Origin of the sequence: Olleya sp. Ti.3.14, assembly GCF_038154885.1 — a bacterium.
Classification (GTDB): domain Bacteria; phylum Bacteroidota; class Bacteroidia; order Flavobacteriales; family Flavobacteriaceae; genus Olleya.
Genome location: NZ_JBAKAO010000005.1, coordinates 85,113 through 102,986 on the forward strand (window position 1 = coordinate 85,113; position 17,874 = coordinate 102,986).

Here is a 17,874-nt window from a genome sequence, read left to right on the forward strand (position 1 = left end):
CATGAGACTATTTTTATACGTTGTTTTTTTACTTAGTACAACAACAGGATTTACACAATCAACACCTTTATCCCAGGACACCACAGTAAGTGTTATCACATTTGGACCAGGTAGTAACTTAAACGATGCTTTTGGGCATAATGCCATCCGTATTAAGTCCCGATTTGTTGATATTGCATATGACTTTGGTCGGTATAATTTTGACGACCCAAATTTTTATTTAGATTTTGCTAGAGGAAAACTTAACTATCTACAAGGTAAATCCAATTATAAAAATCTTATAGCATTTTATATTAGTGAAAATCGTACAATAAAAGAGCAACAACTGCGCTTAACTCAAGCTGAAACCAAACAATTATATGATTATTTAGAGGCTAATTACAAGAAAGATCAAGGAGCTTACTTGTATGATTTTTTTTATGATAATTGCGCCACTAAAATAAGAGATGTCATTGAAACGACTTTAGATGGAAATCTAGAGTATAACTTACCAGAAGACTATAAACAGCAAACTTTTAGACAATTAATTGACCATAATTTACATTGGAATACTTGGGGAAGCTTTGGGATAGATATTGCACTAGGGTCTATAATTGATAGACAAGCAACGCCAAGAGAACAGCTTTTTTTACCTGAAAAAATTAATCAGTTTTTTGAGCTTGCTACTTTAAAGGATTCAAAAGAAAAATTGGTTACTGCATCTAAAACAATCTTTACTAAAAAAGGAGAAAACGAAAATAAAAACAGCTTTTTTCTAACTAGTCCATTACTGTTAACATTGGTTTTAGCATTAGTTATTATTTACCTAACCTATAGCGATAATAAAAATAACGCTAGAAATAAAGGGTTAGATTTAGCCCTATTTACAGTCACAGGACTAATAGGTGTTTTACTGTTTTTACTATGGTTTGCAACAGATCATACAGGTACCACATACAACTACAATCTATTATGGGCTTTTCCTTTAAGCTTGTTTTGTGTCCTTCAAATTTTGAAGACTAGTCCTAAAAAATGGTTTATAGCTTATATTAAATTTTCAATTTTAATGTTATGCTTGATTGTGATGCATTGGACTATAGGTGTGCAACGCTTTGCTCCTGCTTTGGCACCTTTATTACTAGCGTTAGCAGTTAGATATATATACCTTTTAAGGTTTTATAAATTAACCGAAAATAAAGCCTAATTATTGTCCTCTAAAAAAGATGACAGTACTTAACGTTTTAACTATAATATTGATGTCTAATAAAAAGCCTCTATGCTTAATATAGTACAAATCGTACTGAAGTTTTAATAAACTATCATCAACACTTGAGCCATATCGTGCTTTAACTTGAGCCCATCCTGTTAGTCCTGGTTTAACGATATGTCTAGTTTCGTAAAAAGGAATGACTTGGGACAATTCGTCTACAAAATAAGGACGCTCTGGTCTAGGACCAATTAAACTCATATCTCCTTTTAAAATATTAAAAAACTGTGGTATCTCGTCTAATCTAGTAACTCTTAAAAATTTTCCAAAAGCAGTAATTCTAGTATCATTTTTTGAGGCCCAAACAGCGCCTCCTACTTCTGCATTTTTAACCATAGTCCTATATTTAAAAATCTTGAAAGGCATTCCATTTTGACCAACACGTTCTTGAGTATAAAATAAAGCGCCTCTATTTCCTATTAGATTTCCAATTAAAATAAATGGTAACATTAATAGTCCTAAAAATAAACCAACCAATGATAACACAATATCAAAAAGTCGTCTGTATGCTAAATATAATTTGTTTTTATTGTTTCGGCTAAACGGGAAATATTTATAAAAATCCTTTCCAACAAACTGAACTGGAACACGGTAAGTAATATCTTCATAAACCTGAGTATACTCTTTTATTGGAAACCCTTTTTCCAACAAGGTTATTAAATCGGAATAAATTAAAGAGGTTATATTTTCTGAATTATAACTCGCGATTACAACTTCTGATATGTTTTCTTCTTTAATTATTTGATGTATTTTAGAAGGCTCATATTCTTTTAACCCATTGTATTTTATCGAATCTTTTTTACTTGTTTCGCAATTAATAAATCCAATAATCTTATAATTAGGATCTGCACTAGCAAAAGCGTCAACAATGGTTTTAATGTTAGAAATTTCGCCAACTAAAAGCACTCTTTTAAAAAACCTAGGAGAAGAAATAAAAGTGATATAAGCCCATCTCCAAAAATATAGACCAAACAAAATAGCCAAATAAAAGTAAACTATTTGTAATCTGTTTTCGGGTAATGATGGTGTGTAAAATGGAGTTAAAAGATAAAACAAAACAGTTACTGAGGAGGTAAGCAAAACCGTACCAAGGACAGTATCCAATCGACTTGATTTTTGTAAGTCATATAGCTCTAGGACGGTTCCAAAAACGGTAATATAAATGGCAAGCACAATAAACCAAGTCCAATGTTGGTCATACACTTTAAAATAATCAAAGTCAAAAAAAGAGCTTACTGTAAATAGTGATAAACCTATAAAAAGTAAATCAAATAAACGCAAAAGTATTTTACGCTCAGAAATTTCAAAGTGGATACCACTACTTTTATTCATGTTAACGGATTGGTAGAATGGTTTCAAAGATAATAAGTAATTGTATTAAACCAAGAGATTTAGTTTAAAGTACTAATCCATTTTTGTTTGATGGTGTTCCAATCAAATTGTTCTGCTTTATATCTAGCCATATGAATAATAGCTTTGGTTTTGTCTGGATTTGCCTTGTAATTTAAAATCGCATTCACAAATGACTCAATATCATTAGGTTGCACTAATTGCCCATCTATAGTATTATCAATTAAAAAAGGTAAACCGCCTACATTTGTTGACACAATTGGTAGTCCTAATGCCATAGCTTCAATAATACTTACTGGTGTGTTATCATAATTAGTAGTATTAATAAATACATTGTAATGTTTAGACAATGCAATCCATGCTTGCTTTGTCAATTTTCCTGTAAAGGAGACGTCTAAGCCTAGTTGTTTAGCGTATGTTTTTACTTCCAATAAGCTTCCGTCATTATCAGGACCTACCATACACAGTGATACATGATACCCTTTATTTTTTAACGAATGCATGACATCTACAGCTAATTTTGGATTGTATAAATTAGAAAAAGAACGTACCCAAAGTAAAGCTATATCATCTATAACTCTTTCTTGATAAGGATAGTTATTAATGGCAATACTATTAGGAATGACTTGGATGTTTAAATACCCTTTAGCATTAAATGCTGATTTAATATAATTTGAAGGAGCTATATTTACATATGCCTTTTTAAAAATGGATTGGCTTAATTTAGGACTATTATCTAGACGACTAGGAAGATTCCCTCCATGTAAAATAGGTATATATTTTATATTTAAAAGTTGACTCAATTTACTTACAACATAGGCGTAATAAAAATTTAGCGTACTGTAGGTATCTATTAATACATAGTCGGTGGATTGTCTGTGTTTATAAACGGTCCATAGCATATGGATTAATCTAAAAAAGATATTTTTATAGCTAGAAGCATAAGTTATTTTAAACCCAGAGGCTTCAAGACTCGTACCTAAAGTATCAATGGTGGTTGCTGTTTTACCTTTTAAAGACAACTTATTACCTATGTAAACAATGTTTTTCAAAAATGTTTAAAGTTTATATAAAAATATTAGACCTTCGGTATGCACAAGTGTTGCAGGAACACCTTTATTTCTAGTTACAAAATAATCAACATCAAAATGCTTTAAATAATCAATAACTTCTTGCATGGACTGTAAATTACTGATTTTTTGTTGTCGTAAATGCCACTTAATAAATTGTTCTGGATTCCCTTCAATTAACATAGAAGCTCCTTTACCATCAAAAACTACTGATCGTTTTGTAGCGCCTCTGTAAATATGACTGCCACAAATTAAATCTGACACCTCTGTGTTAGTTTCAATATAATTAGACATCCTATCTATATCTAATTGCGAGTCTTTTACTGTGGAAAAGAAACTTAAATTATGAGGTAAAATTGTGTTAGAAATATCATCTCCTATAAAGGGTACTTCATTCAACCAAGGACTTTGACTAAAACTTAATAATACAAAGTAAAACCCTACCAAATAAGGAAATAATTTAATACTTACCCTATTGGATTCAATTATATCATTTAATAAAAATACTAATGCAAAAAAACCTGGTATAATCGCTACTTTTTGGACACGAATTAATTGAAAGGATAACCTCAAATTCAAACCTAATACAGTATTAACCCATTGCTCAATAGGGACACTAATAGTTGGTATTAGTACTAAAATAAAAGTCAAAATAATTAATACTTTTGCTTTTTGTAATTCTTCTTTTATTTTGAAAGAATATACATAAAACAACCCTAAAGGAAGAATAAAAAATAAGGTTTTAAAATGAATCCATTGTTTTAAAAATAACAAAGGTTGACTAAAATATTCAGGAATTCTGGCGTTGAATGCTGTATTAAATTCAGTTATACTATAAGTAACCTCTGAAGTTGTTTTACCAAAGTAAGTTAAAATAAATGGTAGCATACCTATCAGAATACATATTAAAACTGTAATAGATTTGGTAAAGGTTAACCACGCCTGCTTTTTAAAATAAATTTGACTTAAAGATATAAAAGAAACAAATAATAATATTCCACCAAGTCCTGTTATTGGATGAAAATTAAAAATTAGTCCAATTATAAAAGCAGCAAATAAGACTCTAGTAAAAGTATTGGATAGAAGTATAAAAGGTAATGGCAGTAGACTAATATAAACAGTCCTTGGCATAATAGTCCATAAATCTGAAATACCCCAAATTTCTAGTCCCGGAAGCCAAATAACACCTCGCATTAATATGGAAACAAATAATGCTACCCAAAAACTATTAATGTATTTATAAAGTAGAAAAAACCATAAAATTCCAAATGCTAAATGACAAAATAAACCTAAAACATTAATGGCTTGTACGTAATTATAATGTGTAAACTTAGCAATAAACCTTAATGATTGTACGTAAAATGGAGTGTAATACTTAACATTATTTATGTTATCTAAATATAAATCATGTGTGAATAATTCTGGATTATCAAATTTTTGTGCGACAGGAATTATATTTTGAATATCTGAAGATAACTCACTATAACTAGCGTCTTTATTATCTATAAAATAAGCGACAGCTATTATAATGTTAATAAAAAAAACTAACAAAAACTTGTACTTGCCAAAACGCTTCATTTAGTTAGATTTTGGAGCTTTAGTTATGTCATAATGTACAGCTTGCAACAATAATTGAAAGCCAATTATTATGGTTAAAGTGACTAACATAATAGTCCCTGTAGGCGCAAATATAGATTGACTACTATAAAACCACCATGTATATAATCCATAAATTAATCCAAATAAAAATAATGGAAGTCCAAATAGTATGTAGATTGAAGACATGTTAAAATCGTAAATAAAATAAGATTTTACAATACGCTTTATAAAGGTTTTAAAAAGCTTTGGCAGAAACACAAAAGGCATTTTCCAGACGCTCATACTTGATTTTTCATCACCATAAATAGCAGGCATTGCAATGTCTTTAATTCTTGACTCCTGAAAATAAAGTTCGGCAATTAATGACGTTTCAAAATAATATCTATTAGCAATATTATCAAAATCCAACTTTTCTAGTGTTTCTGTTTTAACAGCAAAAAAACCATTTGTTGGATCAAAATTATTCCAATAACCTGTCGCTGCTTTAGTTAAAAAAGATAAGCCTAAGTTTCCAATCTTACGCGTTATAGGCATTGCTTTTAAGGCTTTAAAATCCCTAAAACGATTCCCTTTAGAATAGTCAGCTTGGTTATTTATTAGTGGTTTAATTAAATCCTCGATATAGCTTGTATCCATTTGGTCATCTGCGTCAACCTTAACAACAATAGCTATCCTATCTGTTATTGCAGCTTTAAAACCTGTTTTTGTAGCACCTCCAACTCCTAAATTTTTATCATGTTTTAGATACACTGCATTTTGAAATCTTGCCAAAACCTCTTTTGGTAAAGCCTCATCACCACAATCATCAATAATGTAAATCACGTCAATAATCTTTGGTAATTTAACCAATACACTAACTATATGCTGTGATGCATTATAATAAGGGATTACAACAGCTATTTTATTTTGATTTAACATTAGTAAAGTAATAACGTGGTGCGATTAACATAACCACAATTAACAAAAAGTAACCTAAAATTGTAAATAATGAACGGTAAATATATAAATGTTCTCCAAAAAACAAGGTCACAAGCATAGCTAATACTAAACCATTTAAAACAGATTTTAAAGACTTAGCTTTGCCAAACTTTAAATATAAATAATTGGTTAGCCATTTAAAATATAAAAACAAGCCTACTAACCCTACTTCATTAATTAAACTTAAATAAATATTATGTGCAGAAAACTGAATTAATAAACGATTATTTAACCCAATACCAAAAGGCATAATCAATGGATTTTCTATTAAATAATAAAAATAACGCACAGATAATTGTTTACGACCTGCACCTAAATCTTCATATAAATCTCCAACATCTAAACTTTCTCCTGTAAAAATCCCTGGATTAGACACTTTATTAACCACTCTATTTTCTATGGTGGTTGTAATGGCTTCAATAAATTCCAAATTCAAGAAAAAAGCAATAATAACACCCAATGAAATAATAATAGACAGTCCAAAAAACTTTTTAGTACTTGAAACAAATAAGTAACAAACAAAGATAATTAAAGCTAAATACGTTGTTCTAGATCCCGAAACACCTATGGTTGCCAAAGAGGCTAGCAAGGCTACAATAACTAATATTCGGTTAACTTTTAAGTGCTTTTGTAATAATAATCCAGTCGCAAAAATAAAAGAGAAAAACATATTCATCCCTAAATTAATTTTATTTGGACCCAAAGCTCCAGATAAAAACCCTCCATAAGACTCAAGGTAGATATCATTCCATAAAAAGGGAACCAATCCAGCATGTTGAGAAAAGACTAAAACAGACTCTGCAATAGCCAAAACTAATATTAAACTTGCTAAGTATTTGTAACGGGATTGTTGTCTTAAATACATGGCTATTAAAACAGCTGTGTAAAAAAAGACTAATAAATGATAATAATATAAGCAGGTTTGGACAAACCACAAGGGTCTACCTTTATAAATACTAAAAGCTGCATTAAATATTAAAGTAAATCCAGCCCACATTATAAAAGTGTTTAAATACTTTAAATACGTTTTAGATTTGACATAAATTGTTATTAATTTAAGGTTATTAAATACAATAAATAGGATTACTAATCCAACCATATCATATAATCGCAATTCATTATTTCCGTTTAAACTATATTTTAAAGCAGGTAAATTATAAAAATACGAAACCACCATTAACACTAAAGCTAACCGTATATATAAAGGTTTAAATAGATTTTCTATTTTTTTATTAATGTATTCGCTTTGTGTCATTAACTGGTAATGGTTTGGAATTCATTTATAAAATTTATATACTTTTTAAGGAAACCACTTGAACCATAATTTTTGTTAATATTATAGCTCAATTTTTCTGCCTTAATTTTAGATATTTCCTTATTCATTAATGATTCTTTTATTGCTATTGCTAGTAGTTCTGGTGATTTAGGTGGAACTAGCCAGCCAAACTCTCCGTCACCTAAAACCTCCCTGCATTGTCCAACATCTGTACACACAACAGGTAAACCAGCTAAACCATACTCTAAAAGAGATACAGGTAATCCTTCACTTACAGAGCTTAAAACACCCAAGTCAGAAAAGCTTAATAACTGTGAAATATCTTCAACAGGTCCTAAAATTTTTACACACTCAACTAAATTTAAATCAATTATTAAATTGTTAACTTTTTCAACCCAAACCTTATCTTCTAACGACCCAGCCAACAATAATTTAAAATCTACATTTTGGTTTTTTAATATTGAACAAGCTTTTAATAAATTTGGATGATCCTTTTGGTCTCTAATGTTAGCTACGCATAAAATAGTTTTCTCTTCAGACTTTTTAAATTCTATTATATTTAATAACGGATAATTAGGTATGTAAATAATAGATTTATCCCTAATCTTTAATTTTGCTGAATTCCATTTTTTAATTTTAACATTCACACAAATCACACCATCTATTAAAAAAGAAAACATTCTAATTATTTTCCTATCAGAGTCGCGTAACAAATCACTAAAACCCCAATGATCATGCCAAATCACTATTAATTTTGGGTAAACTAATTTAATAATTAAAACCCAATAAATTGATGTTTGATGTGCATGAATAATTGAAGGTTTTATTTTTTTTATTAACTTAAATAGTTTGAAAAAGGAAACTAAATCTAGTGCTCTTTTCTTATTTAAAAAACGAACATTTTTTGAATTCTCAATGAATCTACTTAATGGACCATTATTTCTTGTAACTATTAAATAATTTTCAATTTTGTTTTTGGTTAACGTGTTGTAGATATTAACGCTCATTCTTTCAGAGCCCCCAATACTAAGAGAATCAACCACTTGAAAAATCACATGCTTAGTTTCCATACTTTTAATTATTACTTTTCGCTATTACAACCAAACTAATTCCAAAAATTTTAGAATATAAATAAGGATTAATATTTAAAAAAAATTTCTTAAAGGGCTTTGATATTTTTTGTGTGATACTTTTGTTATTAGAAGGTGCATCAAGCGATTTTTTTGAATACTCATAACCTACAACACTTAATCCTGAAAAAGTAATTAAATTAATCGCAGAATTTATATTTAAAAAAATTAAATGACCTGGATTTTTAATTTTCGTTTTTTGCAAATTTCTTAAATTAACTGACAGACAATCTTCTAGTGGAATATGCATTACAACATAGTTTGCACGCTTACCTACTTCCTTTAAAAAATTTATTGGATCTGTTATATGTTCGAAAACATCATTTAAAGTCACCAAATCATAGGTCTCTGACGAAACTGTAAAGTCTTCAAAACAAAATTCTACTATGTCATCCTTTATATCCTTAACATGAGGAGAAACATCATAGCCTTTTAAAACTTTAATTGTTTCAAATTCTTTTTTTAAATCTCTCCCTAAAACCTTAACTATATCTCCAGAACCACAACCAACATCAGCATAAGAATTAATGGTGATATTATTTTCTTTTATAAAACTAAATAGTATTTTTTTTATAGCATTTACTTTATAATTACTATCCTCATTATGCCTATTTGGATTCTTAAAATAATCTCCTTCTATATACATTTATTAAACTTTTATTTTGTTGACTATTAAATTTTTAATTTCGCTTTCAAATAACTCTAAAGTATACTGTTGCGACCATTCAGAAGCTTTTATGGATTGTTCGCGTAACAAGGCTTTATCCAACAAACAATTTTCAATTTTGTTAACTGCAGACTCTAAATCAGGTGCTATCAAGAGGCCTCTTTTTCCATGATCTAACATATTTGGCACACAAGATATGGACGTGGCTATTGGTATGACGCCATAAAACATCGCTTCCGCTAGTGCTTTGGGCCAACCTTCGGACTTTGATGCTAATATTGAAAAATGTGATTGTTTTAATGCTGCTTTTATAGTTTCACTAGTTTGATTTCCGTGTAAAGCGATATAATTACCTAAATTATTTTGATCTATGTATTGCTGTAATTGTTTTTTTAAAACGCCTTCTCCATATAATGCTAAGTAACTTGGCATACCTCTGTTAATTAAAGCTTCAACAATTTGTATGGCCAACAATGGGCGTTTCCCTTCAACCAGACTGCCAACAAAAATAAAATGTAAGTCAGCAGAATAATCTCTAAAAATAATCGCCTCTCGGTCTTCATTTTTAAAGGTTGCTGTAAAAAACGACTTGATATTTTTAGTCTGATTGTGCCACTCACCATAAACTAAAGCAGTCATATTTTTAGTCCAATTGGTATTTGAAAGTATTTTTTTTTGAAGTTTGTAACTTAAGGGTTGCTTCGCATTTGGATCCCAATTACCTGCATATTTTGCGGTTTTTAATTTCTTCGGAAAAAAAACCTGAACCATACAACCTAGTAAACCAATATTTCCTGGACATCTTAAATGGATATGATCTGCACGTTTACAAGCCTGAAATAACTTATAGAAAATAAATGGTATCGCTAATAATGATTTTAACCCACGACTAAAATTAATAAATGCTAGAGATGGTATTGGTGTAAATTTAATTTTGTTATGCTGATAAGCTATATCAATTTCAGAAATTGGTGTATCTGTTGTTGGAGCTACAATTTCAACCTCATCTACATAGTTTAACCACAAATTCATCTCACGCACATAAGGTGCATAAGTAAACCATTGCTGTGCTTTTGGTTTATGAAAAACATGTGTGATAATTAAAAAACGCATTATTGAATTTTAGGTTTGTTAAATATAAGCGAAATCCAACCAATGTTACGACCTAAGGTTTCGGTTAATGCTTTTAATTTTTCTTTAGAAGTGATGATATTTGTAGCTCTAATGGTCATTAATAATAACTCGGTCGCATGAAATTTAAAGCTAGCTTTTAAAGTAGGATTTGGATATTTGACGCGCCACACATACCAACTGTTTCTAACTACCATTTTACCATATTTATACTGGTTTGGTCGTCCAGAACCATCATGAAAATGAGCCAGTTTAGCATTGGTATTAATATATAATGGTCCTAATTTAGCTAATCGTATTGAAAAATCGGCATCTTCATACAAGCCATAACCCTCAAAATAAGTTGAAAATGATAACTGCTTAAAGACTTCTTTTTTATAACTAGAAACGCCACCCATTAGTTGTTCTACTTCATAAACTTTACCAGAAGGTGGTAAAAAACTAACCGAACGTCCATGTGCAAATGTTGGTAAAAATCCAGGATTTGTATCAGGTTGCAAACCAAAAATAGCTCTGATTTTAAATCTAGAGGGCTCATTGCGCATCCAGTTATCAAAATAGAATTTGGATGATTTATTGGCTTTATCTGATACTTCCCATTTTACTTCGTTAGTGATATAACCTCCTACAGCTAGCGCTTGTGGATGCGTTTGATAGGTAGTAATTAATTGCTGAAAATAATCACTTTCTAAAACAACGTCATCATCCAAAAAGCAGACAATATCAATAGATTTATCGACTTTACTAATTCCAAAATTACGTTGTTTGGTCAAGCCTCTATTAGCCTCATCAACCTTAAAATATTTAAGGTTTTTAAAAGTATTTTTATTTAAAACTGTTTCAGTTTCCAAATTGGTAGAGCCATCTATGACAAGAATTTCATTAGGATAAAATGTCTGCAAGGCAACGGACTTTAAAAGCGTAAGGATAGCTTCTGGTCGCATATAGGTGCAAATGACTAATGAAAAAGATAAATTCATAAATTACTCTGTAGTTTTAAACTGTTTATAAATTTCTAAAAAATAAGCGTCGCGTTGCAACATATTAAGCCATAAGTTGCGATTAGAATGTTGGATGTTTTCAAATGCTGATGCAGATAAACTATTATGATATTCTAAAATTTGATCTGCAATTGTAATGTGACTTGATGCATTTATAATTAAACAATGTTTTGTCCAATCAATGTGCGTGTTTAAGGGTAATCTACAATCTGTGTTTAACAAAATAGGAATACGACCTACTGCTAGGGTTTCGTAAAATCTAACCGAAAAATTTCCAACACCTCTAATGCAAAAAGTATAGGCATTGTTAAATAGATTATCATAAAATTGTTGAGTAGTTTTTTGTTGTGTTTCAGGAGAATGCGAGCCTGCTCTATATTTAGTTCTAAGAATAAAATTAGTTTCTAAACCTTCATTTATAGCTAGTGTTTGTAAATAGTTGGCACGCTTGACACTGGATGGATAAAACCTCTGTTTATCTGCCAATATTTTATTAGACTTTCGTTTAAATTGATATTTTAAATGATTGGTATAGTCTTTTAAATATTTTAAAACGCCAGATTGTGCATGACCAACAAAACCAATACTTGGCTTACTTCTTTTTTTTAAAACAGAAAAATCTTGAGTAAAAACGGAAGCATACGGATCGTTTATAAAAGATGGTAAAACATAAGTGTTTTTATCCATTTTACTATCAAAACCACCTAACCTAAAGGTATAACTATTAGGTATGTAATTAGTAAACCCATAGTCTCCTGCAGTATAAATCCATATAGGAAGCTTTGCTGTTTTAGCAGCTTTTAAAAGCTCCATAAAGGGTTTGCTTTGCTTTAAAAACACTGCATAATCTACTGGTAAAACGACAATATTGGCATCTTCAATACTAGAAACGATACTATACTTTTCAAGAAGCTTGTGGTTTTGCTTAAATACCAAATCAAATAACAACGGAAAGACTTGACGTCGATACGCTTCGGTTAAAAAATTAGTATTTGTGTATAGTTTAAGCATCTCGATTTTACTGTAATTTTTTACTCCAAAATTGACTACGCTCCCATTGTTTTTTATACTGTTTTAAATAAGTATAAGGGTTTTTATCAGCGCTACTTTTAAAGCTGCGTAAACCTAATAATAATTTATAACCTAATAATTGTTCAGGCGTAAAATAAGTTTGATATAACAGTTGTATGGTTGGCGATGGTTTTGGAGCAATTTGATCCTCTGACCAAGGATGACTCACTTTAGTGCGATAACCACCAATTGGAGCTTTAAGATGGTCTATTTTTATGTCTGCGAAGTAAACCACATCTTCACCTAAGTGTCGCAACTGCATACCAAAATTAGTGTCTTCTCCATAGTTAAACTCATAGTTTAAATTAAATTTCACCTTTTGGATTAGGCTTGATTTAATAATACTATTACCTGCCCCAAAAATACTAGTTTGTGCAGTTTTTAAATAGGTTTGCACTTCATTTTTCTGCAGATAAACTGTTGTACCTACTTGGATGCCATATTGGTTAATTCGTTTAAATAAAGTCTCTATTAAATTGGAATCAAATCTGTTATCATCATCTCCTAAAAAAGTCCATTCACTGTCTACTTGAGATAAGGCTAAATTACGTGCATTGCAAACACCTGATTGATGCGTAAAGGTGTGTTTAATTCTAAAAGGCCAGTCTTGATTGTTTAAATAATTTAATTCTGACACAGATCCTTTTAAAGGATTTTGCTCTACAATAATCACATTTTTAGGTAATATCGTTTGGGCAGCTAAATCTTTTAAAACATCGTGTAGATATTGTTTTCTACCAATGGTTGGGATGACAACATCAATCTCTTGTTTATTAATTACATTTTTGGTCGACTGAATTTGTATTTCTTCTAAATTAAATTTTGTGCTAAGTTGTTTATAAAACAGGCTTTTGATTAATGGTAATAGCGTTATTTTTTTTTCATAAACAAGATAGGATAGACTTAGAAAAAATACCCAAACCCATTTGTAATGCTGTTTTACGAATATAAAAGTTTCATAAATAGACGCTTGTTTTCTTTCAGCTGTAGCTGAAATATTTTTATTTAATAATTTAGGTTCAGAATAACAGAATAAACCTTCAACCATCGCACGTTTGGCTAACGAATTTATAAAATAATCAAAGTTTATATTAAAATTTAAGTCGTTTGAAAGTGTATTAATTACTGAAGCATGTACACCTCCAACACAACTTGACATCATCCAAGTTGGGTAAGTCACTTTTTTATTGACTTTTATAAAAAACGACCGTTCCACATACCCTATTTGTTTTTGCAAATAAAAGTTAGTATTAGGATTATAACTGGCTAAAATACGTCGATGATGGAATAATGAGGGAATGGCATTAACATCTAAAACATCTAAATAGTCCGCATCACACCAAACAATTAATACATCAGGAAATGTCGTCGATATATCATAAATAGTTTGGGTTATAGAATTACCAATAGCAATTCTTGTAATGGTTTGCATTTTAGCATCCATTACTTGAGTTGTTTTGTATTTATGGTGAACAATAATTATCATGCTTCTAGTACTTCAAAATTAGCTTGACCAACAATTGCAGCATATTTAGAAAAACTACTATTATACATTGGTTTTACATTTAAAAAATAGACCGTATCGCTTTTTGCAATCATAAAAAAATCAATTAATGTTTTTAAATGACCATCTGTATTATTGTTATTATTAAAATTATCCATGTGAAACGGTTGACCCTCTATACTACTAACTTGTCCTTTTTGTTTTGCAAATTTGATAAAATTAATACTATCTGAAAACACAAACGCATTTTTGTTATGCGCTGCCTTAACTCTGTTAATAATAGTTACTAAATTGTTACACAAATCGTCCTGCTCGTCCACAGATAAAACTTTAGTAGTGGTATCTTTAAAATCTCCCATTAATGTTGTAAATCGAGAATGAAATGCAATAAATGGTATCTTTGCAATTGCATTTAATTTGGCTTCCAATAATTCACTTTTTTTAAATAATTGATTAAAATCAGCGCGCCATTTATTCTCTAATTGCTCTGTATTTAAATCCGGAAAAATGGTTTTACTATAATCTATATTTGCATACACATAAAACTGTTTGGCTATGGAGTTTTTAATTAGTTTTAATGGGTTAGCATCAAAATTATTTACTAAATACAAGGTTTTGGTTTTGGTTGGATGCCAACTCATTTTATTTGTATCAATCTGCCAATCCACATTATTGGGTTGCAAAAAGAGGCTTAATTCAAATGGATTATTAAAAATAATTTTAAAATCGTAACCCAACGTTTGTGCTATTTGATAAAAAGAGATGATGCCTTTTAAACGATCAACCAATCCACCATGAGGGAACAAGCCATCAAAGCAAACTATAATTTGTTTTTGCTTGGTTGGCTTCAAACTAAAGTATTTTAAATAGTGTGTAAATACCTTTACCTTTTTGTGCTTTTTACCTAAAAATTGTTTTATTTTTTTTAAAGTCATTAAGCTTTAGCGTCTAATATTACTGATTTATAAAAGGTAATATTTTTATCTGCAATACTATTAATATCAAAAGATAATTCGGTTTTTTTTCTAGCAGCACGACCTATAGTTGCCGATAACTCAGAATCATTAAATAATCTTAATATAGCTTTACTATAACCTTCAATGTTCGAAGGATGCACCAAAAACCCATTGACACCATCATCAATCAACTCTTGTGCCCAACCAATGCTAGTATTTACAACCGGTTTTTGTAAAGCCATACTCTCTATAGTAACCATACCTAAAGTTTCTGCAAAACTCGGAAATGTACAAACATGGACTTTTTTAATATGCGCTTTAACATCGCTGTAAGGTATTTTACCCAAATACGCCACATTTTTTTTTGCTTGATCTGAAAAGATAGATTGCATTAGAGCATAAGTAGATGGTTGTCCTGTGATTATATCAGGAGCATCACTACCTATTAATTTTAGTTTAGCATTAGGTTCTGTTTCTAAAATTGTATTAAATATTTCAGCTAGCTCTAAAACACCTTTTTTTCTGATAATTGTACCGATGTATAAAATGGTTTTTTCTTGGTAAACTTTTGGTGTTTGATTCTCAAAGTGAGTTAATTGCAACCCATTATGTATGGTTTTGATTTTATTTCGGTTTAAACCAAAAATCTTAGCAGTCTCTTCTCCTGCAAAAGTGGTTGGTGCTATGTAAGCAGAAGCTGATTGTAGTGCCAATTTTTCAAAAACAAAATTTTTAAATTTCTGACGTCTTTTCTCTAGCTTGCAAAAGTAGGCATCACTACCATGAAGTCTAATAACTAAAGGTGCTTTTAGTTTCATAAAAGCTGTAATACCTGTCCAATCTGGTGCTTCAATTACATCTATCTTCTGTTGTTCTATTACAGTGTTAATATAGTCCCGAAGTTTCTTTCTATAAAAATACCAGGTAAAAAATGGTGATTTCTTTTTAGGAATCAGGTGGATTGTTACACCTTGATCTTTTATAATTTCTGAGGTATCCTGATGATACACAAAAACAGTAACTTGCTCACCTTTATTAACTAAAGCATCTGCCAGATTTTTTATACTCGTGCCTATTCCTGCAGCGTGAGACACTTTAGGATGTGGATACTCTGATGTTAAAAAAGCGATGTGCATTAATTGGTTAATTTAATTGTTTAATAAACTTTCTACCTAAATTTATAAATGGTTTCTCAATTAAAATATAGGTGATATTTGAAATTACAAATGTCATACTGCATATTACTAGAAAATTTAATAAGAAATTAAATAAATAATCTAGATAATTATCTACTTCTAAATAATTTAAACATCCAAAGTGACTTAACCAGTGTAATATAGCAAAATGCACCAAATAAGAACTATAACTTATATTTCCAATATATATAGTTACTCTATTCACAAATAGCTTTAAATTTTGTTTCGATAACAAATAAATAAAAATTGAAAATAAAAAAGCAAAAGGTAAATTGCTATGTATATAATCTCTTAAAGCAAATAAAGATACTAAAGTTACAATTCCAAGAATCACGTTGTTTTTACTTAATTTGTAATCTTTCCTTATTAATAAATAATACAACAATATTCCAAAGCCAAAAACTGGTAACTGATTTGGGAAATAAAAAAATAAATATTCATTCCATAACCTATTTGAACTTATTAAAAAATTAGTCTTCAACAAGGAAAATAAAATTAATGAAATCATAATTGACACTAAAGTGAAATTTACAGCCTTACTCAAGGTTGTTAATTTCCTTACTAAAAATGGAACTATTAAATAAAAAGTCATTTCAACTCCAATAGACCAACCTCCTGGAACCAAACTTGTGATCCAATATGGATTAAAGTCATTGATAAAAAAAATATTAGACAAAATATTATAAACACTTATGTACTCAAAATCACCTAACCAATATCTTGAGCCAAAACCGTCTTGAAACAAAAAATATAGGATACCTATATAATACATTGGTGCAATTCTAAAAAAACGCCTAATAAAAAAATTTTGATCAATATTATTTTTCTCGTCTACTATTCTATTATTAAATGAAATGAATAAAGTAAAAGCACTTATTATAAAAAATAATTGAACTCCTCTTGCTCCTTGAGATATTATATTGTTAAAAATACCATCAGAAAATGAAGTACTATATTGAAAAGTATGAGTAGCCATGACTAACAATATAGCTATTCCTCGAAGAGCATCAATATACTTTAACTTCATTATTTTTTCCTCTCTAAAGTTATCTCAATACACTTAGGTCTGTCTTTACCATCAAAACCTCCTGATGGATTTATACCTAAATACACTAAATCAAATTGTGTTTGGCATGAGTTTATAAAATCATAAACGCGATCATGATGTTTATGTAAATCATGAAACTCGAAAACTAAAGCTGAAAAGCAATACAAATTGGAAGATACTTCATCTAAAAAATCATATTCACTACCTTCTATATCTAGTTTTAATAAGATATTCTTATTATGATTAAAAGTGGATTCGGCTATTTTTAAAATAGATTCTGGCTGTTTTAACCATAAGTTTAAATGTTTACATCGTGAGCTTCTTATTAGATAATTAAATTGTAATGCATTAAACAAATAACGCAGTTTATTGGGCTTTTTAAAGAACAATCTAGCCAATCCCTTAAAAATTAGTTTAGATCCAGAAACGGTTGGATCAACCATTACAATATTGATACCATCATTAAATCTAAAGGTATCATATTCAAACTCTAAATTAGAAGAAACCCCACCACTAAACAGTAATTGAGAAGTTTTTAATGTGTTAGGTCTAAGATAATAACCACCATCATCAATACTTCCAAATCTAAATAGAGACGTGTCGTTAACTAAAAACTGATTTTTTATGTTTTCGTAGTAGTTTTCAGTCATA

16 protein-coding genes are annotated in these 17,874 nt (G+C 29.7%); 1 reads left to right on the top strand and 15 read right to left on the bottom strand.

Annotation, left to right across the window (positions count from 1 at the left end):
* Position 1: 1 nt before the first annotated feature.
* Positions 2-1,183: a lipoprotein N-acyltransferase Lnb domain-containing protein gene (locus V6251_RS08785; protein WP_341587909.1), complete on the top strand. Its 1,182-nt coding sequence runs from the start codon at positions 2-4 to the stop codon at positions 1,181-1,183.
* Here the strand turns inward: V6251_RS08785 and V6251_RS08790 are convergent, their stop codons facing one another.
* From V6251_RS08790 to V6251_RS08860, 15 genes are all read right to left on the bottom strand, one after another.
* A complete protein-coding gene (locus V6251_RS08790; RefSeq protein ID WP_341587910.1) occupies positions 1,184-2,578 on the bottom strand; it encodes a sugar transferase in 1,395 nt (464 codons plus the stop codon).
* Positions 2,579-2,637: 59 nt separating this feature from the next.
* Entirely contained in the window at positions 2,638-3,648 is a 1,011-nt protein-coding gene (locus tag V6251_RS08795) for a glycosyltransferase family 4 protein (protein WP_341587911.1), read from the bottom strand.
* Positions 3,649-3,654: 6 nt separating this feature from the next.
* Positions 3,655-5,244, bottom strand: a complete 1,590-nt coding sequence (locus V6251_RS08800) for a hypothetical protein (RefSeq protein WP_341587912.1) — start codon at positions 5,242-5,244, stop codon at positions 3,655-3,657.
* Positions 5,245-6,183 carry a glycosyltransferase family 2 protein gene (locus V6251_RS08805; RefSeq protein ID WP_341587913.1) on the bottom strand — a complete coding sequence of 313 codons (939 nt, stop codon included), beginning with the start codon at positions 6,181-6,183 and terminating at the stop codon, positions 5,245-5,247.
* Complete coding sequence (locus V6251_RS08810; protein WP_341587914.1) at positions 6,167-7,498, bottom strand: O-antigen ligase family protein; 1,332 nt, start codon at positions 7,496-7,498, stop codon at positions 6,167-6,169. The genes V6251_RS08805 and V6251_RS08810 overlap by 17 nt, the downstream gene beginning before the upstream one ends.
* The gene (locus tag V6251_RS08815; RefSeq protein WP_341587915.1) at positions 7,498-8,589 is read right to left on the bottom strand and encodes a glycosyltransferase; all 1,092 of its coding nucleotides are present in this window, start codon (positions 8,587-8,589) and stop codon (positions 7,498-7,500) included. The genes V6251_RS08810 and V6251_RS08815 overlap by 1 nt, the downstream gene beginning before the upstream one ends.
* A gap of 4 nt (positions 8,590-8,593) precedes the next feature.
* A complete protein-coding gene (locus tag V6251_RS08820) occupies positions 8,594-9,295 on the bottom strand; it encodes a class I SAM-dependent methyltransferase (protein WP_341587916.1) in 702 nt (233 codons plus the stop codon).
* Positions 9,296-9,298: 3 nt separating this feature from the next.
* Positions 9,299-10,429, bottom strand: coding sequence for a glycosyltransferase (locus V6251_RS08825; RefSeq protein WP_341587917.1), 1,131 nt, complete (start codon positions 10,427-10,429; stop codon positions 9,299-9,301).
* Entirely contained in the window at positions 10,429-11,427 is a 999-nt protein-coding gene (locus tag V6251_RS08830; protein ID WP_341587918.1) for a glycosyltransferase family 2 protein, read from the bottom strand. Before V6251_RS08830 ends, V6251_RS08825 begins: the two co-directional genes overlap by 1 nt.
* 3 nt (positions 11,428-11,430) lie before the next feature.
* On the bottom strand, positions 11,431-12,459 hold the full coding sequence (locus V6251_RS08835) for a hypothetical protein (RefSeq protein ID WP_341587919.1): 1,029 nt from the start codon (positions 12,457-12,459) through the stop codon (positions 11,431-11,433).
* Between the two features lie 7 nt (positions 12,460-12,466).
* Positions 12,467-14,005 (bottom strand): glycosyltransferase family 2 protein, encoded by a 1,539-nt coding sequence (locus V6251_RS08840; protein WP_341587920.1) that lies wholly within the window; start codon positions 14,003-14,005, stop codon positions 12,467-12,469.
* Complete coding sequence (locus tag V6251_RS08845; RefSeq protein ID WP_341587921.1) at positions 14,002-14,874, bottom strand: hypothetical protein; 873 nt, start codon at positions 14,872-14,874, stop codon at positions 14,002-14,004. Before V6251_RS08845 ends, V6251_RS08840 begins: the two co-directional genes overlap by 4 nt.
* An 83-nt stretch (positions 14,875-14,957) precedes the next feature.
* Positions 14,958-16,115, bottom strand: a complete 1,158-nt coding sequence (locus V6251_RS08850; RefSeq protein WP_341587922.1) for a glycosyltransferase family 4 protein — start codon at positions 16,113-16,115, stop codon at positions 14,958-14,960.
* Between the two features lie 7 nt (positions 16,116-16,122).
* Positions 16,123-17,202 carry an acyltransferase family protein gene (locus tag V6251_RS08855; protein ID WP_341587923.1) on the bottom strand — a complete coding sequence of 360 codons (1,080 nt, stop codon included), beginning with the start codon at positions 17,200-17,202 and terminating at the stop codon, positions 16,123-16,125.
* Complete coding sequence (locus V6251_RS08860) at positions 17,202-17,873, bottom strand: FkbM family methyltransferase (protein ID WP_341587924.1); 672 nt, start codon at positions 17,871-17,873, stop codon at positions 17,202-17,204. Before V6251_RS08860 ends, V6251_RS08855 begins: the two co-directional genes overlap by 1 nt.
* Position 17,874 lies beyond the last annotated feature (1 nt).

Coding starts and splice junctions, on each gene's coding strand:
- V6251_RS08790 (WP_341587910.1), bottom strand. CDS start 2,578: ATGAATAAAAGTAGTGGTATCCACTTTGAAATTTCTGAGCGTAAAATA.
- V6251_RS08785 (WP_341587909.1), top strand. CDS start 2: ATGAGACTATTTTTATACGTTGTTTTTTTACTTAGTACAACAACAGGA.
- V6251_RS08805 (WP_341587913.1), bottom strand. CDS start 6,183: ATGTTAAATCAAAATAAAATAGCTGTTGTAATCCCTTATTATAATGCA.
- V6251_RS08815 (WP_341587915.1), bottom strand. CDS start 8,589: ATGGAAACTAAGCATGTGATTTTTCAAGTGGTTGATTCTCTTAGTATT.
- V6251_RS08855 (WP_341587923.1), bottom strand. CDS start 17,202: ATGAAGTTAAAGTATATTGATGCTCTTCGAGGAATAGCTATATTGTTA.
- V6251_RS08810 (WP_341587914.1), bottom strand. CDS start 7,498: ATGACACAAAGCGAATACATTAATAAAAAAATAGAAAATCTATTTAAA.
- V6251_RS08860 (WP_341587924.1), bottom strand. CDS start 17,873: ATGACTGAAAACTACTACGAAAACATAAAAAATCAGTTTTTAGTTAAC.
- V6251_RS08840 (WP_341587920.1), bottom strand. CDS start 14,005: ATGATAATTATTGTTCACCATAAATACAAAACAACTCAAGTAATGGAT.
- V6251_RS08820 (WP_341587916.1), bottom strand. CDS start 9,295: ATGTATATAGAAGGAGATTATTTTAAGAATCCAAATAGGCATAATGAG.
- V6251_RS08830 (WP_341587918.1), bottom strand. CDS start 11,427: ATGAATTTATCTTTTTCATTAGTCATTTGCACCTATATGCGACCAGAA.
- V6251_RS08835 (WP_341587919.1), bottom strand. CDS start 12,459: ATGCTTAAACTATACACAAATACTAATTTTTTAACCGAAGCGTATCGA.
- V6251_RS08800 (WP_341587912.1), bottom strand. CDS start 5,244: ATGAAGCGTTTTGGCAAGTACAAGTTTTTGTTAGTTTTTTTTATTAAC.
- V6251_RS08825 (WP_341587917.1), bottom strand. CDS start 10,429: ATGCGTTTTTTAATTATCACACATGTTTTTCATAAACCAAAAGCACAG.
- V6251_RS08850 (WP_341587922.1), bottom strand. CDS start 16,115: ATGCACATCGCTTTTTTAACATCAGAGTATCCACATCCTAAAGTGTCT.